We start from the raw sequence: 21,001 nt of genomic DNA on the forward strand, positions 1-21,001 counted from the left end.
CCGCGGCGGGCTTCACGTCAGCCGGGGACGCGCACCGGGACGGGCCGGGCGGCGGCGGGACGCAGCGTCCGTGCGCCGAGCAGGCACAGCGCGAGGGCCAGGACGCCGCCGACCCCGGCGCCCGCGAACGCGCCCGGCACTCCGGCGAGCTTCTCGCCGAAGCCCGCGACGGCCGAGCCGGCGGCTCCGCCCGCGCCGACGGCCGCGACGACCCACGCGAACGCCTCGGTGACGGTGCCGGCCGGCGCGAGCCGGTCGACGAGCGTGAAGCTGCAGGCCAGCACGGGCGCGAGGAACACGCCGCTGACGAACGCCAGCACCGACATCGCGGGCAGGCCGGGCGCGAGGACGAGCGGCACGTATCCGGCGGCGAGCGCGGCGAGCAGCCAGGGCAGCCGCCGGTGCGCGTCGCCCTCCCACCGGCGCGCGCCGTAGACGATGCCGCCGGTCAGCGCGCCGCCCGCCATGCAGGCGAGGAGCAGCCCGGACGCGATGCCGCTGTCCAGCCGCTCGGCGTAGGCGACGACGGCGACCGCGTAGACGCCGAGCGCGATGCCGGCGCAGGCCAGCGAGGTCAGCAGGACGCGCAGCCCGGGTGAGCGCAGCGGCCCGGCCCAGTCGGCGGCGCGCGGCGCGCCCGTCCAGCGGCGCGACGGCCCGGACAGGGCGACGACGAGGGTGCCGGCGATGCCGACCAGGCCGGTGAGGACGAGCGCGGTCTCGGTGTTCAGGGCGGCGGCGGCGACGACGAGCAGCGGCCCGACCGAGAACAGGATCTCCTGGGCGGCGGCGTCGAGGGCGTAGGCGGCGTCGACCTGCTCGGGGCCGTCCAGGACGTCCGGCCAGAGCGCCCGCAGCCCCGCCTCCAGCGGCGGCGTGGCGAACCCGGCGAGGACGACGGCGGCGACCGCGACCGGCAGCGGGCGCGCGCCGACGGCCGCGAGCAGCGCGAATCCGGCGGCGGCGACGCAGGCGGCGGGCAGCAGGACGCGCGGCTGGCCGTAGCGGTCCATGGCGCGGCCGAGGACGGGCTGGCCGGCGGCCATCGCCAGGCCGAGGACGGCGGCGAGGGTGCCGGCGAGCGGGTAGCCGCCGCCGTCGGCGCGCACGTGCAGCACGACGGCGAGCGCGGCCATGCCGTTGGGCAGCCGGCCGAGCAGCGTGCCGGCGAGCAGGCGCGCCGCGTGCGGCCGGCGCAGGAAGTCGACGTAGCCCCGCATTTCGTGTCCCCGTCGCGTCAGTCATACGTATTACCCCGTGAGTCATACGTACCACTTCACCGGGGTCCGGCTCTAGTCTGTTTCCGTGTCCGACGTCCGCGAGGGAGGCCGAGGTGCCACTGGCCGGCCGTCCCACCAGTAAGGACGTCGCGCAGGAGGCCGGGGTCTCGCAGTCCACGGTGTCGCTGGTGCTCGGCGGCAAGTGGAGCGGCCGGGTCTCCCCCGCCACCGCGCGCAGCGTGCGGGTCGCCGCCGAGCGGCTCGGCTACCGGCCCAACCCGGCCGCGCGGAACCTGCGGCTCGGCACGACCCGGACCGTCCTGCTGATGGTGCCGACGCTGTCCGCGCCCTTCTTCGGCCCCGTCTACACCGGCGCGGCGCGGGTCGCCGCGCGGCACGGGTTCGGCGTCGTGGTATCCACCTGGCCGGCCGACGCGGACGGCCCGGCCGAGAGCCCGTTCCCGGCGCCGCACGAGGCGATCGACGGCGTGCTGGCGTCCTCGATGCCGGCCGCCGCGCTGGAGCGGTTCCAGGGGACGCCCGCCGTGCTGCTCGACAGCGGCCCGGACGCCGACGTCCCGACCGTCGACTTCGGTGTCGCGGACGGGATGGGCGCGATCGCCGACCATCTGACCGGGCTCGGCCACCGCCGCATCGGGCATGTCGCGGCGGGCGTCGACCAGTGGACGTTCCGGGCGCGCGCGGAGACGCTCTCCGTCGCGGTCGCGGCGCTGCCCGGCGGCTCCCTGGCCCGCGCGGCGTGCGCGATCGACGTCGCCTCGGCGCGGGACGCGGCGCACCGGCTGCTCGCGCGGCCCGACCCGCCGACCGCGCTGGTCTGCGACGACGACCTGATCGCGGCGGGCGCCTACAAGGCGGCGCGGGCGCTGGGGCTGGACGTCCCGGGCGATGTGTCGGTCACCGGCTTCGACGACGTGCTGCTGGCGACCGCGCTGGAGCCGGAGCTGACGACCGTCCGGCTGCCCGCCGAGGAGATGGGCGCGCAGGGCATGACCGCGCTGCTGGAGCTGCTGGACGGCGGCCGTCCGGCGCCCCGGGTGCTGCCCGGGCGGCTGGTGGTGCGCGGTTCGTCGGCGCCGCCGCGCGGTCCCCTGCCGCTGTGATCTTCCGGACACTCCGTGATCTCCCCCGGGCAGGGGTATAAGGGGCACTATGGCGCATCCCTCCGAATCCGGCTCCGAGCCGGGCTCCGCCGGCCCGGCCGAGATCCCCCCGCCCCGCACGCGGGTCTGGCGCGGCGGGAAGCTGGAGGCGCACGACTTCCCGGTCGCCGAGGTCAGCGACTACCTCGACCAGGACGACACGGTGGTGTGGGTCGACCTGTGCGCACCGCAGCGCGCCGACTTCCAGGTGATCAGCGACGAGCTGGGGCTGGACCCGATGGCGGTCGAGGACGCGGTGTCCCGGCACGAGCGCGCGAAGATCGACCGCTACGAGGCCTACGCGTTCCTGAACGTCTACGTCCCGCACGTGCGGGACGGCGAACTGGTCCTGCACGAGGTGTCGGCGTTCCTCGCCGACCGGGCGCTGGTCACCGTCCGGCAGGGCCCCGGCTTCGACATCGACGCGCTGGTCAGGCGGTGGGACGCGAGCCCCGGCGTGGACATCGGCGAGACCGGCGCGGGCTACCTGCTGTACGGGCTGCTCGACATGGTCGTCGACCTGCAACTGGAGGCGGTGCAGTCGCTGGACGACGAGGCCGACGAGGTCGAGTCGATGATCTTCGACGAGTCGTTCCCGGTGCGCGAGATGCAGCGCCGCAGCTTCCGGCTGCGCAAGAACCTGGTGGCGCTGCGCCGGGTCGCGCTGCCGATGCGCGAGGTGGTGAACACGCTGCTCCGCCGGGACCTGCGGATGGTCGCCCCGGCGCTCGCGCCGTACCTGCAGGACGTCTACGACCACACGCTGCGGGTCGGCGAGTGGACCGACAGCCTGCGCGACCTCGTCGCGAACCTGCTGGACACCCGGATCGCGCTGCAGGGCAACCGGATGAACGAGGTGATGAAGAAGGTCACCAGCTGGGCGGCGATCATCGCGGTGCCGACGGCGGTCACCGGCTTCTACGGGCAGAACGTGCCGTATCCGGGGTTCTCCGCGCATTCGGGGTTCATCGTCAGCTCGGTGATCATCGTGGTGTGCAGCGTGGGCCTCTACGCCGTCTTCAAGTACCGCGACTGGCTCTGAGGAAGCCCGCGGCGATGGGCGCCGCCGCCTCGGCGCCGGTGCCGCCGCCCTCGACGATCACGGCGAAGGCCAGGTCGCCGCGGTAGCCGATGAACCAGGCGTGGGTCGGCGGGTTCGTCCCCGACCCGTACTCGGCGGTCCCCGTCTTGCCGGCCGTGCCGGACGGGAAGTCCACCCCGGCCGCGGTGCCCTCGCTGACGACGGCGGGCATCAGCGCGTGCAGCGCCGACTTCACCGCCGGCTCCAGCTTGTGCGGGGGCTCGGGCTTGCGCCCGCCCGCGTCCACGGCCTGCCCGGCCAGCGACGCGTCGACCAGCCGGGGCGAGCGCCGCACGCCGCTCGCCGCCGCAGCGGCGACCGAGGCCATGTTCAGCGGGCTGGTCAGCACCTCGCCCTGCCCGAACGCGGCGGCGGCGAAGGCGGTGTCGTCCTTGTTGTCCGGGAACGAGGCGCGGACGGCGGGCAGCCCGGCGATGACCGGCGCGTTGAAGCCGAACTGCGCGGCGACCTGCGCGAGCCGCTTCTCCCCCAGCTTGTCCACGGCGAGGCGCGCGAACGTGGTGTTGCAGGAGTGCGCGAACGCCTCGCGCAGCGCGATCGTCCCGAAGTTCTCGTGCTGGTAGTTGTGGAACGAGCGGCCGCCGACCGTCGTCGTCGCGGGGCAGGGCACCTTGGTGGACGGCGACATGCCGCCCGCGACGAGCGCGGCGGCGGTGACGACCTTGAAGGTCGAGCCCGGCGGGTAGCGGCCCATCAGCGCCCGGTTGTAGCCGCCCGGCTTGTTCGCGACGGCGAGGATCTCGCCGGTGGACGGCCGGAGCGCGACCAGCGACGCGGGCTTGGCCGCGGCCCCGAGGGCCTTGCCCGCGGCGGCCTGCACCTTGGGGTCGAGGGTGGTCGTCAGCGGCTCGCCCTCGGCGCCGCCGAACCGCTTGAGCGTCTTCACCGCCTTGCCGCCGGCGTCCACGATCTGGACGGCGAGGGCGGGCGTGCCCGCGAGCCGCTTCTCGTACTGCTTCTGCAGCCCGTCGGCGCCGACGGTGTCGCCCTTGCGGTACGGGGCGCCGAGCTTGGCGGCGGCGTCGGCCGTCGCGGGCCCGAGCGGCCCGGTGAGCTGCTGGACGGACCCGGACGGCGACCCGGCGAGGCTGCCGCCGTCCGCCGCTTTGATGTCGGCGCGGGCGGGCCAGGCGCGCGCGGCGCGCAGCCGCTGGCCCTCCTTCAGCCCGGGGTACTGGACCTCGGGCGACCAGGAGACGCGCCACTTGCCGTCGTGCTTGGTGAGCGGCAGCGCGCCCTCGTAGCTCCAGGTGCGGTTCCCGGCGAGGGTCAGGGCGGCGGTGTAGGAGCCGCCGGCGTTGTCGCCCTTCGCGTCGCCGACGGAGGCGACGGTGTAGCGCTGCGCGGTGACGCCGAGGTCGTCGTGCAGCCGGCTGAACCGGGTGGTGAAGTCGGCGGGCGGATCGGCCGTCAGGGCGCGCATCGCGGTGTAGTCACCGCGGCTCCAGGCCGCCAGGTAGCGTTTCGCGGCGTCCCCGGGACCCTCCCCGTCCCGCAGGAACCACACCGCTCCCGCCCCCACGAGCACGGCCACGGCCGCGACCGCGGCGACGGTGACCACACGGGATCGGCGCATGTTCGGGTGTCCTCTCTTCCGGACCGGCCATCGGCCGGATGCCCTAGAACACCAGGTGAACGGCCGGATGTCCAAGATTGATATCCAGGTGGCAGTGATAGGCGTTTTGATATGGTCTCTGGTCGTGAACGTCGTCGGGCATCTGGCCTGCTTCGTCGCGGTGGCCGAGGAACTGCACTTCGGGCGCGCGGCGGAGCGGCTCGGCATGGCCCAGCCGCCGCTGAGCCAGCGGATCCAGCGGCTGGAGCGCGAGCTCGGGGTGCGGCTGTTCGACCGCTCCAGCCGCAAGGTGGAGCTGACCGCGCCCGGCCGGCTGCTGCTGGAGGACGCCCGTGACATCCTCACCCGCGTGGACCGCGTCTACTCCCTCGCCGAACGGGCCCGGCTCGGCGAGGTCGGCACCGTGCGCGCCGGGCTGCCGAGCGACCTCGGCGGCCCGATCGTCGCCGCGCTGATCGCCGCGTTCCGGGACCGCCGCCCGGACCTGCGGCTCGACCTGCGCGAGACGGGCACGGCCGAGCAGGTCCGCGCGCTGTCCGACGGCGCGCTGGACGCCGGGATCGTCCGGCACCCGTGCGACTCGCGCGGCCTCGGGCTCGGCCCGATGCTCGGCCAGCCGGTCGGGGTGCTGCTGCCCGAGGGCGCCGTCCTCGCCGCGTCCCCGGAGGTGCACCTCGCCGACCTCGGCGGGCGCGACCTGGTCGTCTTCCCGCGCGAGGAGGCGCCGGGCGCCTACGACGAGGTGCTGGCGGCGTGCCGCCGGCACGGGTACGCGCCGCGCGCCGTGCACGAGGCGCGGCATCCGCAGTTCGCGCTGGGCCTGGTCCTCGCCGGGACGGCCGTGGCGCTCGTCCCGCGCACCGACGACACCGCCGGGGTGACGTGGCGTCCGCTGGTCGGCGAGCCGCTGGCGTGGCGGACGTCGTGCGCGTGGCGGCGCACCCGCGACGCCGAGCACGAGCGCGCCATCGCCGACTTCACCGCCGTCGCGACCGAGGTGCTGCGCCGCGAGGCCGGCATGGCGCCGCTGGACGGCGCGCCCGCCCGCCGCGTCGTGGCCCGCCCGTCCTCGGGGTTCCTGGCATGACCGGCACGCGGGACGCGGTGGCCGGGGACACCGCCGTACGGATCGAGGCGGCGTTCCGCGGCGCCGGGGTCACCGGCTTCCTGCACGCGGCGGACGTCGACACCGGGCGGGAGGTCGCGGTCCGCGCCGACGATCCGGTGGTGCTGGCGTCGGTGTTCAAGGTGCCGCTGCTGGTGGCGTTCCACCGGCGGGCCGCCGAGGGGCTGCTCGACCCGACCGAGCAGGTCACGCTGCCCGCCGGGGACCGCACGTCCGGCCCGACCGGCGTTTCGGCGCTGCTGGACGACGTGCGGATGTCGCTGCGCGACCTGGCCTGCCTGATGATCACGGTGAGCGACAACGCGTCGGCGGACGTCCTGCTGGACCGGGTCGGGCTGGACGCGGTCAACGCCGCCGCCGCCGCGCTGGGCCTGCGCGAGACGGTGGTGACGGGCGGCGGCCGGCAGCTGTTCGACGACCTGCTGGCCGACGCGGACGCGGCCGGGTTCCCCGAAGTGTGGGCGCGGCTGGACGAGCCCGGCATGATCGGCCGGCTGCGCGCCCTCGACCCCGCCCGGACGAGCCGCAGCACGCCCCGCGAGATGACCCGGCTGCTCGGCGCGGTCTGGCGGGACGAGGCGGCGCCCCCGGACGGGTGCGCGGCGATGCGCCGGCTGTTCGGCCTCCAGGTGTGGCCGCACCGGCTGTCGTCCGGCTTCCCCTACGACGACGTGCTGGTCAGCGGGAAGACCGGGACGCTGCTGACCGTCCGCAACGAGATCGGCGTGGTGGAGTACCCCGACGGCGGCCGGTACGCGGTCGCGGTGTTCACCCGGTCGCTGCTGCCGGTCGCGGTGCGGCCGGAGGCCGACGCGGTGATCGGCACCGCGGCGCGGCTGGCCGTGGAGTCGCTGCGCCGCCGCTGACCCCGGCGCCCCGCCCGCGCGGGGCGGCCGAACGTGGGCGACCCGATACCGCCGATCCGGCCGACCGCTAAACCAGCACTCCGCGCCTGAACGTAGGCTGTACCCCTGCTTTGATCTCTCTTGGAGGAACGCGTTGCGGCTGCCGGAGCATCTGGAGCTACTGCTCACCGACGAGCCGGTGCTCGACGTCTACGCGCACGGGCCGTGGCGCGTCCCGGACGGGCTGTTCGAGGACATCTCGGCGCGCATCGACGCGCTGGCGAACGACCCCCGCGCCGCGGACCTCACCACCGACGAGCACAAGCTGCTGACGCTGCCCGCCTCGCTGGTCACCGCGGAGATCTTCGGCATCCTGGCGTTCCTGCCGGGCGGCGGCGCGATCAAGGCGGGGTCGTGGTCGCAGCTGCCCGAGCGGCTGCTGCACCGGCACCTGGCCAACCCCGGCGCGCTGAGCACCCGGATGACCCGCTGGGACGCGCCGGGCGGCCGGTGGCGGCCCCCGGTGGACTGGCTGATCGAGGCGCCCGACCGGGAGCTGGCGATCGAGCTGGCCCGCGAGTGCCTGGGCGTGCTGGAGGGCGTCGAGCCGCTGGAGGAGCGCCGCAAGGCGCTGCTGCGGCTGTACTCCGACCCGCCCGAGTGCGACGTGAACCTGCCCAAGATGGAGCTGCGCGAGCACTGGCACGCGCACGCCGGCGACGACATCGTCGCCGCCGTCCCCGAGCTGCTCGGCCCCGTCGGCTACCTCGACTGGGTCTGCGAGGGCCTGCTCGCCGCGTACGGGATCCTGGCCGAGGCCGCGCCGCGGGACGAGTCGGTCGAGTCGCACCTGATCCAGCTGCTGCTGCAGGGCAGCATGGAGCACGTCCCGGCGGAGCTGGCCGCCGCCCTCGGCGAGGACCGCTACCACGACCTGCAGCAGCGCTTCCCCGCCGAGCGCCGCGGCTTCAAGGCCGACGCCTGGCAGCAGCGCACCCGCGCCTGGCTGGTCCGCGCGCTGGTCGCGGGCGCCGCCGACGCGTGCCGCGCCTGGCTCGACATGGCGATGCGGTTCGTCGCGATCGTGCAGGGCCTGCCCGGCGACCCGTGGTTCCCGAAGGCCGAGTGGATCCCGGTCGGGCAGTTCCAGACCGACCTGCGGCGGCTGTACGCGCCGCGCCGCCGCGTCGTCAACCCGCTCACCGAGACCCTGAAGGCGCCCGCCGGGGCCGAGGAGTCCGGCCCGGACGGCGAGCCGGGCGCCGCGGCGTCCGGGACGCGCGCCGCGCTGGCCAGCACGCTGGTCGAGCAGCCCGAGCTGACCGCCGCGCTGGAGGAGCTGACCCGCGGCAAGGACCCCGTCCGGCTGCTGATCGCCGGACCGGACGGCACCGGCAAGCGGGACGCGGCGCAGGAGCTCGGCAAGGCGCTCGCGCTCGGCCGCGACCCGCTGTGGGTCACCGACAACCTGTACGCCGGGCAGCGGCTGTCGGACGCGGTCGCCAAGCTGCACGCCGACGCCCGCGACTGCGCCGGCGACCGGCTGCTGGTCATCGACGGGCTGGACGGCATCGTCGCCGACCCCGGCAACGGCGAGGCCATCGCCGACGAGCTGCACCGGCTGCTGGCGATCCACCCCGAGCTGAACCTGGTCGTGCTGTGCGACGCGGGGGGCGAGGAGCGGATCCGCGACGTCAACCCGGTCCTGCCCGGCCGGTTCCGGATCGCGCGGACCGCGCCGTTCACCGCGCGGGGCCACGCGGAGCTGTTCCGCCGCGCGCTGGAGCGGCACGGCGCCCGCGCCACCCGGCAGGCCGTCGAGGCGGCGGGGGCGCTGCTGGCCGCGACGCCGCCGATGCAGTCGCTGCGCAACGCGCGGCTGGCGCCCTACCTCGCGGACCAGGTCGTCGCGGCGGTCCGGGCCCGCACGGAGGGCGGCGCCGAGATCGTCGTGCGCAAGGGCGACGTTCCCGCGGCCCTGGACACCGCGCAGTCGGCCGGGAACCCGCTGCACGAGCTGCGCGACCTCACCGGCCTGGAGACCGTCAAGCACGAGATCGCGCTGCTGGTCGCGGGCACGCACGCGGCGCGGCTGCGCAGCGAGTCCGGCCTGCGGATCACCCCGCCGACGCGGCACATGGTGTTCACCGGCAACCCCGGCACCGGCAAGACGATGGTGGCGCGGCTGCTCGGCCGGATCTACAAGAAGCTCGGCGTGCTGTCGTCCGGGCACCTGGTCGAGGCGTCCCGCGCGCACCTGGTCGGCGAGTACATCGGCCAGACCGCGCCGCGCACCCGCCGGCTGGTCGAGCGGGCGATCGGCGGCGTGCTGTTCATCGACGAGGCGTACACCCTCACCCAGTCGCCGCTGAAGGGCGACTACGGCCACGAGGCCATCGCCGAGCTGGTCAAGCTGATGGAGGACCACCGCGACGACCTCGTGGTGATCGTCGCCGGCTACGAGCAGGAGATGGTCGAGTTCCTGTCCGCCAACCCCGGCCTGGACTCGCGCTTCCCCAAGCAGATCCACTTCCCCGACTACACCGACGACGAGCTGATCACGGTGTTCGGGCAGCTCGCCGAGGCCGACGGGTTCCGCCTCGCGCCCGGCACCGAGGACGTGCTGCGCTCGATGCTGCGCAGGGCGCCGCGCGGTCCGTCGTTCGGCAACGGCCGGCTGATGCGCAACCTGCTGGACGTCGCCGTCGCCAACCAGGCCGACCGGATCGCGTCGGTGGCCGTCGGCGCGTCCGGTGACGCCGTGCCGGCGAAGCCGCCCGCGAAGAAGGACCTGATCACCCTCACCGCCGAGGACCTGCCGCCGCTGCTGGAACATCCGGAGGAGTTCTTCGGCCTGTACCTGTAGCGCACCGGGTATGACGTAAGCGGCTTCCCCGTCCGACCGCGAAGGCGAGGGAGACCCGTGACCGCGACCCCCTGGGAGGACGACCAGCGCCGCCTGGCCGCGCTGCTGAGCGACATGGCCGCCCACGAGACGTCCCTGCTGCGCGACGGCACCCGCCCGTGGACATGGTGGCTCGACCGGGCCGTCCTGCACGGGCGGCGCCACGGCTACGTCAACACGCTGCTGATCGGCGCCCAGTGGCGCGCCGCGACCGACGTCCGCTCCTACGCGGACTGGCGGGCCGCCGGACGGCAGGTGAGCAGGGGCGAGACCGGCATCCGCGTGCTGTCGCGGGCGGGCCGGCCGTACGCGGTGTTCGACATCGCCCAGACGGCGGGCCTCCCGCTGCCGCCCGGCGCCGGCGGGCGGTGCCGGGTGTCCGAGGAGGCCGTCCGCCGGCTGGCCGCCGACCTGTGCCGGGGAGGCGAGGGCGTCCGGCGGGTGGAGGCGGACTCGGTCGCGTACCTGGTCCTGTCGTGGCTCGGCCTCGATCCGGACCCGCCGGTCTTCCCGGTGAACGCGTTCTGGGCGGGCCCGGCGGCCGGCGACCGGATCCTGCGGACGGCGCGCCGCGTCCACGACCGCGCGTGCGACCCGTCCGGCGGGGTGCTGCCGGACGCGCACCGCTTCTTCCGGTCCCGCCTCAAGGGGAGCTGGGTGCCCGCCTACCTGGACTGGCGCGGGTTCCCGCCGCCCGTGCAGCGCCGCCGCCAGATCGGCTATGCGCCGGACGCCGCGCACGCCCTCATCGACCATCTGCGATCCCTCGGCCACGGCGACGAGGCGATCGCGGCCTCCGGGCTGGCGCGGCGCGGCGGCGCGGGACGGCTGCACGACATGTTCCGGGACCGCGCGATGTTCGCCATCCGGCACCCGGACGGCACGGTCGCCGGGTTCATCGGCCGGCGCGCCGACGACGCCGAAGGGCCGAAGTACCTCAACGGCCCCGACACGGACTTCTTCCACAAGCGCGAACTCCTCTACGGCCTGCACGAGGCCCGCGAGCGGCTCGCGGCGGGCGCGCGTCCGGTGCTGGTCGAAGGGCCGCTGGACGCCATCGCCGTCGCGATGGCGGAGCCGCGGGAGCTCGCACCGGTCGCGACCTGCGGGCTGTCCCTGACCGCCGCCCACCTGGCCGCGCTGGCGGACGCCGCCGACCTCGCCGCGGCGGGCGTCCTGATCGCCCTGGACGACGACCCGGCCGGACGTTCGGCCGCCGTCCGCGCGTGGGACGTGCTGAGCCGGGTCGGCGGCCCGCTCGACCTCGCCCGCCTCCCCGAGGGCCGCGACCCCGCCGGCATCCTGGCCGGGCAGGGCGGCGCCGCGCTCCGTCAGGCCCTGGACACCGCGGTCCCGCTGATGGACGCGGTCGTGGACGCGGCGGCGGACCGCGCGGGCGGTTCCCTCAGCACGCCGGAGCAGCGGCTGGCCGCCCTCCGCGCCGCCTGCGCGCCCATCGCGGCCCGCCCGTCCGGGGCCGCCCGCCAGGTCGTCCGCCTCGCGGCGCGCACCGCGCTCCCGGTGCCGCTGGTCACCGAGGCCCTCACCGACCACCTCACCCGCCGAGGACGTCCTTGATCGCGGCCCCGATGAAGGCGGTGCCGGCGCGGCCGGTCACGGCGCGATCCTTTCGGCGAAGGCGAACAACCGGTCCTCGCGGCCCGCGGCCGTGACGAGCTGGAGGCCGACGGGCAGGCCGCCGGCCGTCCCGGCGGGAACGCTGAGGGCGGGCAGGCCGAGGACGTTCCAGGCGCAGGTCATGCTGAGCAGGGCCGGCTGCACCGGGCCCAGCTCGCACTCGCCCTGCCCGATCTCGGGGGCGGTGATCGGGACGGTCGGGAGCGCGAGCACGTCGTACCGGCGCAGCAGCTCGGCGGCCTCCTCGGCGAGCCGCGCCCGCTCGCGGCATGCCCGGACGTACCGCCAGCCGGGCACCCGCTCGGCGCGGCGCAGCCGGTCGAGCGTGACCCGCTGGTACAGCTCCGGGGCGACCGCGACGCGTTCGGCGTGCACGTCGTACGCCTCGCTGTCCTGGATCGCGGCGAAGACGCGGCGCAGTGCCCGCAGGTCGACGTGTTCGGTGGGCGCGTCCGGGACGAGCCGCCGGACGGCGTCGGCGACCTCGTCGGCGACCGGGACGCCCTCGATCCGCGCCACGCGCAGGTCGCCGGGCGGGACGGGGACGTCGTGCGGGCGGCGCGTCAGGGCCCGGTAGGCGGTCCGGCAGTCGGCGGCAGTCGCGGCGAGGACGCCGACGTGGTCGAACGAGACCGAGAGCGGGAAGACGCCGCCGGTCGGGACGGCGTCGTAGGCGGGCTTGAACCCGGCGACGCCGCAGAGCGCGGCCGGGATGCGGACGGATCCGCCGGTGTCGGTGCCGAGGGCGAGCGGGACCATGCCCGCGGCGACCGCCACGGCGCTGCCGCCGCTGGACCCGCCGGAGATCCGGGACGGGTCGTGCGGATTGCGGGAGGGGCCGTTCACGGCGGTGTCGCCGCTCGCGCCGTAGGCGAACTCGTGGGTGGTGGTCTTGCCGACGATGACCGCGCCGGCCTCGCGGAGGCGGGTGACGCAGGCCGCGTCGCCGTCGGCGACGTGCCCGTCGAAGTGCGCGGATCCCATCCCGGTGGGCAGGCCCGCGACGTCGATGACGTCCTTGACGCCGACGGGGACGCCGTGCAGCGGGCCGCGGTCGCGGCCGGCGGCGAGCTCCTCGTCGAGGACGCGGGCGGCGGCCGCCGCGCCCTCGGCGTCCACGGTCGCGAACGCGTTGAGGGACGGGTCGATCGACGCCAGGGCGCGGCCGAGCAGCCCGGTGGCCGTCGCGGCGCCCGACCGCAGGTCGCGGCCCAGGGCGTCGAGGGTCCAGCCCGTGAACGATCCGGTCATCGCGCCTCCCGCGGCGTTGCCCAAACGTTTGGGTAGCATGGCCCGCGCCGTGCTCCGCCGTCAAGCGGCCCGCCGCCCGCTCGCCGCACGAATCCGACCGTTCGGCGACGGCACCGCCGGACGTGTGAACCTACGCGCGAGTACGCGGCAAGCTTCATCGCACCTTGTGGAGGCGTTCCCGCCGGTTCGCTGGGGGGCGGGGCGGCGGCCCGTCCGCCGCCCCTGTAACCGGTGCCGTCCACAGCCGGGTGGGGGGACGGGGCCACGGCGGCGCGGTCTGTAGGCGCGCACCCGCCGCCGTGGCCTCCCCGGCCGCCCTCACTCCGCCCCGGCCCGGCTGTCAAATGCGCTGACAAGGCCTTTCATCTGGGGCTTTCGGCAACTACCGTCGGTTGCGTGAACGCGCCGGTGGACCAGCAGGAGATCACCGGCACCGCCGACCGCGCGATGATCTGCACCGCCGATCACCGCGCGTCCTCGGCGGGCCTGGCGATCCTGCGGGCCGGCGGGTCCGCGGCCGACGCCGCGGTGGCGGCGAACGCGGTGCTCGCGGTGGTCGCGCCGCAGTGCTGCGGGATGGGCGGCGACCTGTTCGCGCTGGTCCACGCGCTCGAACGGGACGGTCCGGGGCCGCCGGCGGCGCTGAACGCCTCCGGCCGCGCCGGGTCGGGCGCCGACGCAGCGGCGCTGCGCGCGGAGGGCCGCCGCCGGATGCCCGTCCGGCACGACGTCCGGTCAGTGACCGTCCCCGGCTGCGTGGACGGCTGGCTCGCGCTGCACGCCCGCTACGGCCGGATGCCGCTCGCCGAGGTGCTGGAGTCGGCCGTCCTGCACGCGGAGCGGGGCTTCACCGCCACCCCCGGCCTCGTCGCGGCCTGCCGGGACGCCGCGGGCGGCGACGGGCTCGCGTGGCCGACACGCCCCGGCGAGCAGGTGAAACGGCCCGGTATCGGCCGCGCGCTGCGCGCCGTGGCCGCGGCGGGCCGCGCGGGATTCTACGAGGGCGAGTTCGGGGCCGGCCTGCTGCGCATCGGCCGCGGCCTGTTCGCGCCGTCCGACCTCGCCGAGCCCGCCGCCGAGTGGCAGCGCCCCCTCGGCGTCCGCGCGTTCGGGCACGACGTGTGGACGGCCCCGCCGAACTCGCCGGGCCACGTGCTGCTCGCCGCGCTCGCGATCGCCGCCGGCCTCGACCTGCCCACCCCCGCCGACCCCGGCTGGGCGCACCTGCTGGCGGAGTCCGTGCTGGCGGCCACCGGCGAGCCCGCCGATCCGGGGACGCCCCTCCGGCCGGGCCGCATCGAGGCGCTGCGCGCCGCGATCGACCCGGCCCGGCACGAGCGGCGGCGCGGGACCATCGCGTCCGGCGACGCGACCTGCGTCTGCGCCGTGGACGACCGGGGCACCGCCGTCTCGCTCCAGCAGTCGAACGGCAACGGCCTCGGCTCGCTCCTGTTCGAGCCCGCGACCGGGATCAACCTCCAGAACCGCGGCACCGGTTTCACGCTGGCGCCCGGCGCACCCGCCGAGTACGGGCCGCGGCGCCGGCCGCCGCACACCCTCGTCCCGGTCCTCGCGACCGGCCCCGATGGCACGTTCCGAGCGGTCGCCGGCTGCACCGGCGGCGGGCTCCAGCCGCAGATCGTCCTGCAGGTCCTCGTGCGGCTGCTGACCGGCGCGGCGCCGGAGGACGCCCTGGCCGCGCCCCGGTGGCGCCTCGCCGGCGGGCTCGGGCCGTTCGAGACCTCGCAGGCCGGCGCCCCGATCCGGCTCGACCTGCAGGCCGGCGCCCCGGACGCCTGGGCCCGGCGCCTCCCCGGCTACGGCCACCTCGTCCGCGCGGCCACCGAGGACGACGAGTTCGGCGAGGCCCAGCTCATCGCGGCCTCCCCCGGCGGCGGCCTGCGCGGCGACGGGCCGTGCCCGTTCGCGCTTCCCCGGGCGCCGTCGCCCGACCCGCCGCGATCGAGGTTCCGCCGCTGCGGTTGACCGGGTGATGCGGCCGACGGGGGCGAGGCGGTTGACGGGGGCGATTGCGGGGACGTCGTTCTTTCCGGGCGTCCGCCGAGCACCGAAGGGACCGCGCCATGACCGAGGCCGCCACCGCGCCGACCCCCGTGTCCGACGACGAGGTCCGGCGGATCGACGCGTACTGGAGAGCCGCGAATTACCTTTCGGTAGGGCAGATCTATCTGCTGGGCAACCCGCTGCTGCGGGAGCCGCTCCGGCGCCGGCACATCAAGCCGCGGCTGCTCGGGCACTGGGGCACCTCCCCCGGCCTGAACTTCTGCTACGCCCACCTGAACCGGGTCATCAAGGCGCGCGACCTCGACATGATCTACATCATGGGGCCCGGGCACGGCGGCCCGGCCGCGGTCGCGAACGCCTGGCTGGAGGGCACCTACAGCGAGGTGTATCCGGACGTGTCGCGCGACGAGCCCGGCATGCGGCGGCTGTTCCGGCAGTTCTCGTTCCCCGGCGGCATCCCGAGCCACGTCGCGCCCGAGACGCCCGGATCGATCCACGAGGGCGGCGAGCTGGGGTACTCGCTCGCGCACGCCTACGGGGCCGCGTTCGACAACCCGGACCTGGTCGTCGCCTGCATCGTCGGGGACGGCGAGGCGGAGACCGGCCCGCTCGCGGCGTCCTGGCACTCCACCAAGTTCGTGGATCCCGCCCGGGACGGGGCGGTGCTGCCGATCCTGCACCTCAACGGCTACAAGATCGCCAACCCGTCGGTGCTGGCGCGGATCTCCGAGGAGGAGCTCGTCCAGCTCCTCGACGGCTACGGGCACCGGCCCATCATCGTGAGCGGGGACGAGCCGGAGTCGATGCACCGGAAAATGGCCCTCGCGCTCGACCAGGCGCTGGACGAGATCGCCGGCATCCAGCGGGCCGCCCGCACCGGCGACGACGTCCCGCGGCGCCGCTGGCCGATGATCGTCCTGCGGTCGCCGAAGGGCTGGACCGGGCCGAAGGAGGTCGACGGCCTGCCCGTCGAGAACACGTGGCGGGCCCACCAGGTGCCGCTCACCGGCGTCTGCGACGATCCCGAGCACCTGGCGCAGCTGGAGGAATGGCTGCTCTCCTACCGTCCCGGCGAGCTGTTCGACGAGGCGGGGCGCCCGGTTCCCGCGCTGACCGCGCTGGCGCCCGACGGCGGGCGCCGGATGAGCGCCAACCCGCACGCCAACGGCGGGCTCCTGCTCCGGCCGCTGGCCCTGCCCGACTTCCGCGACTACGCCGTCGAGGTCGGCAAGCCCGGCACGACGACGTCCGAGGCCACCCGCGTGCTCGGGACGTTCCTGCGGGACGTGGTGAAGGGCAACCCGTCCAACTTCCGCATCATGGGCGCGGACGAGACCGCCTCCAACCGGCTCGGCGACGTCTTCGAGGCCACCGACCGGGTCTTCGAGGGCGAGCGGCTGGCCACCGACGAGCACCAGGGCCCGCACGGCCAGGTCATGGAGGTGCTCAGCGAGCACCTGTGCCAGGGCTGGCTGGAGGGCTACCTGCTGACCGGGCGGCACGGCCTGTTCAACAGCTACGAGGCGTTCGTCCACATCGTCGACTCGATGTTCAACCAGCACGCGAAATGGCTGAAGGTCACGCGGCACCTGCCGTGGCGGCGCCCGATCGCGTCGCTGAACTACCTGCTGTCGTCGCACGTGTGGCGGCAGGACCACAACGGCTTCACCCACCAGGACCCCGGCTTCCTGGACGTGGTCATGAACAAGAAGCCGGAAATCGTCCGGGTCTACCTGCCGCCGGACGCCAACACGCTGCTGTCGGTCGGCGACCATTGCCTGCGCTCCCGCGACTACGTCAACGTCATCGTCGCGGGGAAGCAGCCCGCGCTGAACTGGCTGCCCATGGATCAGGCGATCGCCCACTGCACGCGCGGAATCGGCATCTGGGAATGGGCGTCCACCGACGGCGGCGCCGATCCCGACGTCGTCATGGCGTGCGCGGGCGACATCCCGACGCTGGAGACGCTCGCCGCCGTCGACATCCTCCGCCAACTGTTCCCCGACCTGCGCGTCCGCGTGGTGAACGTCGTGGACCTCATGCGCCTCGAACCCGACACCGAGCACCCGCACGGGCTGCCCGACCGCGAGTACGACGCCCTCTTCACGACCGACAAACCGGTCATCTTCGCTTTCCACGGATACCCGTACCTGATCCACCGGCTCGCCTACCGCCGCCACGGCCACGACCACCTGCACGTCCGCGGCTACAAGGAGGAGGGCACCACCACCACGCCCTTCGACATGGTGATGCTGAACGACCTCGACCGCTTCCACCTCGTCATGGACGTCATCGACCGCGTCCCGTCCCTCGGCGGCCGCGTCGCCCACATCCGCCAGCGCATGGCCGACCAGCGCCTCGCCCTGCGCGCCCACACCCGCGAGCACGGCGAGGACGCGGCCGAGGTCCGCGACTGGACCTGGCCCTACTAGGAGGCCGTGCCGATGCGCATCCTCACCGTCAACCCGGGGTCGAGCAGCCTGAAGCTGAGCCTCCTCGACCCGGACGGCTCCGTCGTCACCGAGAACGCCGGCGCCCGCCACGAGATCGCGCCGATGGTCGCGGACATGCCGCGACCCGACGCGGTCGGCGTCCGCTTCGTGCACGGCGGCCCCGACTTCACCGGACCGGTCGTGGTCGACGCGAAGGTCACCGAACGCCTGGAGGCGCTCGCCGACCTCGCCCCGCTGCACCAGCCCGCGTCGCTGCACGCGCTGTCGGAGATCACCGGCGCGTTGCCGGACGTCCCCGCCGTGGCCTGCTTCGACACCGCCTTCCACGCCACCCTGCCGGACGCCGCCGCCACCTACGCGCTGCCCGGCGAATGGCGCGAACGGTACGGCCTGCGCCGCTACGGCTTCCACGGCCTGTCGTACTCCTACGCCGCCCGCCGCACCGGCGAACTCCTCGGCGCCGTCCCCGACCGGATGGTGATCTGCCACCTCGGCTCCGGCGCGTCCCTCGCCGCCGTCGCCGAAGGCCGCTCCGTCGACACCACGATGGGCTTCACGCCCCTGGAGGGCCTCGTCATGGCGTCCCGCGCCGGCAGCGTCGACCCCGGCATCCCGCTATGGCTGATCAAGCACGGCGTTCCCGCGTCCGAGGTCGGCGACGCCCTGGAGAGCCGCTCCGGCCTGCGCGGGCTCACCGGGACCGGCGACATGCGCGAGATCCGCGAACGCGCCGAAGCCCGCGACGCCGCCGCCCTCGCCGCCCTCGACGTCTACCACCACCGCCTGCGCGGCTGCGCCGCCGCGATGGCCGCCACCCTCGGCGGCCTCGACGCGCTCGTCTTCACCGGCGGCGTCGGCGAGCACGACCCGTCCGTCCGCCACCGCCTCGCCGAGGACCTCGCGTTCCTCGGCGTGTCCATCGACCCGCACCGCAACGACGGCGCCCGCGGCGACACCGACGTCACGGCCCCCGGTTCGGCCGTCCGCACCCTGGTCGTCACCGCCCGCGAGGACCTCGAGATCGCCGAGGGCGTCCGGCGGTGCCTCCGGTGACGCCCCCGGGCAATGACATCCTCCAAACTGCACCAGTGCCGGTAAAGCGCCAGATATCACGCATACGATGACGGCGATGGACAGACCGCCTGACGACCTGGAGAGCCTCAGCCGCAGGCTCGAGAACATCCGGGCGATCACCGACGAGGCGCTCGCCCACATGGACGTCGACGAGTTCCTGGACACCCTCCTCGACCGCGTCCGCCACGTCCTCGACGTGGACACCGCCGTCGTGCTGCTCCTGGACCGGCAGGAGCGGCTCCTCGAGGCGACGGTGGCGAAGGGCATCGAGGAGGAGGTCAGCCAGGGCGCGCACGTGCCCGTGGGGCAGGGCTTCGCCGGACGCGTCGCCGCCGAGCGGCGACCGGTCTACATCCCCGACGTGGCCAGCGCGGGCGTGTTCAACCCGCTGCTGGTCCAGCGGGGCCTGCGCTCCCTGCTCGGCGTCCCCCTCATCGGCGGCGGACGGCTGGTCGGGGTCCTGCACGTCGGCACGCTGGCACCGCGCCGGTTCACCGCGGACGAAACCGAGTTCCTGCAGTTCGCGGCGGCGCGCATCGCCCTGGCCGTGCAATCGCTGATGAGCCGCGCCGAGCGCGCCGGCGCCCTGGAACTGCAACGCAGCCTGATCCCGTCCGCCCTCCCGGACATCCCCGGTGTCGAGATGGCCGCCCGCTACCGTCCCGGCAAGGAGAGCGTCGGCGGCGACTGGTACGACGTCTTCCCCCTCCCCTCCGGCGAGATCGGCATCGTCATGGGGGACGTGGCGGGGCACGGCCTGCCCGCCGCCGTCGTGATGGGCCGGATGCGCAGCACGCTGCGCGCCTACGCGCTGGAGACGACCGACCCGGCGGAGACCCTGGGCAAGCTCGACCGCAAGATGCTGCATTTCGAGCCCAACGCGACGGCGACCGTGCTGTACGCGGTCTGCGCCCCCTCCCTGGACCGGATCCGGATATCCTCGGCCGGCCACCCGCCCCCGGTCCTCGCCCTGCCGGGACGCCCGCCCGAGGCCCTCGACATGAAGCTCGACCTCCTGATCGGCTTCACCGCCGACATCCCCCGGACGACCACGGTGTTCGACCTGCCTCCCGGCGCCCTGCTGTGCTTCTACACCGACGGGCTGATCGAGCGGCGGGACAACTCGGTCGACAGCGGCATCGCACGGCTGTGCGGCGCCGTCTACGCGGGCGACCCCGAGCAGGTCGGCGCGGCGGTGACGGCCGCGCTGATCGGCCGCGAGCGGGCCCCCGACGACGTCGCCCTCCTGCTGCTCCAGCGGAAACCCTGACCGTGCCCTACGCTCTGGGCGCATGACGGAAGGCGCATGCCGGGTGTGCGGGAAGGCCCTGGCGCGTCCGGACGGGCGTCCGGGACGCGCGTCGGTGTACTGCTCGGCCGCGTGCCGGCAGAAGGCGTACCGGACGCGGCAGGCCGGCGGCGCGGCCGTCCACGACCTGATCTCCGACATCGAGCGCCGCGTGAAAGGGCTCGCCCCCGAAGACCCCGCGCCGTTCTACGCCGACGTGCGCGACCTGTCCTCGTCGGTCGGGCGGCTGCGCCGCATCGCGCGGGTGGCGAAGGACGCGGCGCGATCCGTCACACCGGAACCCGTGACGAATCCCCTCCGGGACGGCGACGAGATCGACTTCGCCGGGCTCGTCGAACCGCACCGGCGCGAACTCCAGGTGCACTGCTACCGGATGGTCGGCTCCTACGACGACTCCGAAGACCTCGTCCAGGAGACCCTGCTGAAGGCGTGGCGGAACCGCGAAGCGTTCGAGGGCCGCTCCAGCCCGCGCACCTGGCTCTACACCATCGCCACCAACGCCTGCCTGGACTTCCTGCGCCGCAACGAACGCCGCCCGCAGCGGTACGCCCCGTCCCCCGTCCCGCCCTCGAACGACGTGACCGCGCCACCGTTCCTGCCCTGGCTCCAGCCCTTCCCGGACGACCCCGAAGCGGCGGCGGAGACCTCGGAGACGATGGAGCTGGTGTTCCTCGCCGCGATCCAGCACCTGCCGCCGAAGCAGCGCGCCGTCCTGATCATGCGGGACGTGCTGGGCCTGCCCGCCGCCGACACCGCCACCGCCCTCGACCTGACCGTGGCCTCCGTCAACAGCGCCCTCCAGCGCGCCCGCCCCGCCCTCCGCGATCGTCTCCCGGAACGGCGTGACGAATGGGCGCGCGGCACCGACCCGTCCGAGGCCGAACGCGACCTCCTCGACCGCTACATGAAGGCCGCCGTCGACGGCGACACGTCCGCGATGACCGCCATGCTGCGCGAGGACGTCCGCATCACCATGCCCCCGAACCCGATCTGGTTCGGCGGCCGCGACGCGATCATCGGCATGCTCTCCCAGACCTTCGACCCGTCCTCACCTGCGTACATCGGCCGCTGGCGGCACCTGCCGACCCGCGCCAACGGCCGGCCCGCGCTCGGCGGCTACGTCCAGCGCCCCGGCACGAGCGTCTACCGCGCGCAGGTCCTCGACGTCCTGCGGATCGAGGAGGGCCTGATCGCCGAGATCACCTCGTTCGAACCGCACCTGTTCCCCGCCTTCGGACTGCCGCTGACCCTGGACCGATGATTTCTCCGGCCGCATGCGTCTCCATGTACGTCCGACACCAACGCGAGAACGGA

The 21,001-nt window shown here is 75.0% G+C and carries 14 protein-coding genes; 11 read left to right on the forward strand and 3 right to left on the reverse strand.

The features are described from left to right. Positions 1–17 precede the first annotated feature (17 nt). Positions 18–1,220, reverse strand: coding sequence for an MFS transporter (locus tag ACA514_RS05830; protein ID WP_375039961.1), 1,203 nt, complete (start codon positions 1,218–1,220; stop codon positions 18–20). Positions 1,221–1,333: 113 nt separating this feature from the next. Between ACA514_RS05830 and ACA514_RS05835 the strand changes: the two genes are divergently transcribed. Together ACA514_RS05835 and ACA514_RS05840 are read left to right on the forward strand one after the other, a co-directional pair. Continuing rightward, complete coding sequence (locus ACA514_RS05835; protein WP_375039962.1) at positions 1,334–2,344, forward strand: LacI family DNA-binding transcriptional regulator; 1,011 nt, start codon at positions 1,334–1,336, stop codon at positions 2,342–2,344. A 49-nt stretch (positions 2,345–2,393) separates the two neighbouring features. Beyond that, entirely contained in the window at positions 2,394–3,425 is a 1,032-nt protein-coding gene (locus tag ACA514_RS05840; protein WP_375039963.1) for a magnesium transporter CorA family protein, read from the forward strand. Here the strand turns inward: ACA514_RS05840 and ACA514_RS05845 are convergent. Beyond that, positions 3,403–5,061 (reverse strand): penicillin-binding transpeptidase domain-containing protein, encoded by a 1,659-nt coding sequence (locus ACA514_RS05845; protein ID WP_375039964.1) that lies wholly within the window; start codon positions 5,059–5,061, stop codon positions 3,403–3,405. The two genes, ACA514_RS05840 and ACA514_RS05845, sit on opposite strands and share 23 nt — an antisense overlap. Before the next feature lie 124 nt (positions 5,062–5,185). On the opposite strand from ACA514_RS05845, the gene ACA514_RS05850 reads away from it, so the two are divergent. The 4 genes from ACA514_RS05850 (at position 5,186) to ACA514_RS05865 (ending at position 11,515) form a co-directional block, all read left to right on the forward strand. Further along, positions 5,186–6,148, forward strand: coding sequence for a LysR family transcriptional regulator (locus ACA514_RS05850; protein ID WP_375039965.1), 963 nt, complete (start codon positions 5,186–5,188; stop codon positions 6,146–6,148). Then, positions 6,145–7,053: a serine hydrolase gene (locus tag ACA514_RS05855; protein ID WP_375039966.1), complete on the forward strand. Its 909-nt coding sequence runs from the start codon at positions 6,145–6,147 to the stop codon at positions 7,051–7,053. Before ACA514_RS05850 ends, ACA514_RS05855 begins: the two co-directional genes overlap by 4 nt. 133 nt (positions 7,054–7,186) lie before the next feature. Continuing rightward, the gene (locus ACA514_RS05860; RefSeq protein WP_375039967.1) at positions 7,187–9,898 is read left to right on the forward strand and encodes an AAA family ATPase; all 2,712 of its coding nucleotides are present in this window, start codon (positions 7,187–7,189) and stop codon (positions 9,896–9,898) included. A gap of 57 nt (positions 9,899–9,955) precedes the next feature. Beyond that, positions 9,956–11,515 (forward strand): toprim domain-containing protein, encoded by a 1,560-nt coding sequence (locus ACA514_RS05865; RefSeq protein WP_375039968.1) that lies wholly within the window; start codon positions 9,956–9,958, stop codon positions 11,513–11,515. A 36-nt stretch (positions 11,516–11,551) separates the two neighbouring features. On the opposite strand, the gene ACA514_RS05870 is transcribed toward ACA514_RS05865, so the two are convergent. Further along, positions 11,552–12,826, reverse strand: a complete 1,275-nt coding sequence (locus ACA514_RS05870) for an amidase (protein WP_375039969.1) — start codon at positions 12,824–12,826, stop codon at positions 11,552–11,554. Positions 12,827–13,222: 396 nt separating this feature from the next. Between ACA514_RS05870 and ACA514_RS05875 the strand changes: the two genes are divergently transcribed. The 5 genes from ACA514_RS05875 to ACA514_RS05895 all read left to right on the forward strand — a co-directional run bounded on the left by ACA514_RS05875 (position 13,223) and on the right by ACA514_RS05895 (position 20,948). Next, on the forward strand, positions 13,223–14,812 hold the full coding sequence (locus ACA514_RS05875; RefSeq protein WP_375039970.1) for a gamma-glutamyltransferase: 1,590 nt from the start codon (positions 13,223–13,225) through the stop codon (positions 14,810–14,812). A 98-nt stretch (positions 14,813–14,910) separates the two neighbouring features. After that, entirely contained in the window at positions 14,911–17,283 is a 2,373-nt protein-coding gene (locus ACA514_RS05880; RefSeq protein WP_375039972.1) for a phosphoketolase, read from the forward strand. A gap of 12 nt (positions 17,284–17,295) precedes the next feature. Then, positions 17,296–18,357 carry an acetate/propionate family kinase gene (locus ACA514_RS05885; RefSeq protein ID WP_375039973.1) on the forward strand — a complete coding sequence of 354 codons (1,062 nt, stop codon included), beginning with the start codon at positions 17,296–17,298 and terminating at the stop codon, positions 18,355–18,357. Between the two features lie 76 nt (positions 18,358–18,433). Further along, positions 18,434–19,648, forward strand: coding sequence for a PP2C family protein-serine/threonine phosphatase (locus ACA514_RS05890; protein WP_375039974.1), 1,215 nt, complete (start codon positions 18,434–18,436; stop codon positions 19,646–19,648). A gap of 22 nt (positions 19,649–19,670) precedes the next feature. Further along, positions 19,671–20,948, forward strand: a complete 1,278-nt coding sequence (locus ACA514_RS05895) for a sigma-70 family RNA polymerase sigma factor (protein WP_375039975.1) — start codon at positions 19,671–19,673, stop codon at positions 20,946–20,948. The last annotated feature ends 53 nt before the right edge of the window (positions 20,949–21,001 follow it).

The sequence above is a fragment of the Actinomadura sp. NTSP31 genome (assembly GCF_041951385.1).
Lineage (GTDB): Bacteria > Actinomycetota > Actinomycetes > Streptosporangiales > Streptosporangiaceae > Spirillospora > Spirillospora napierensis.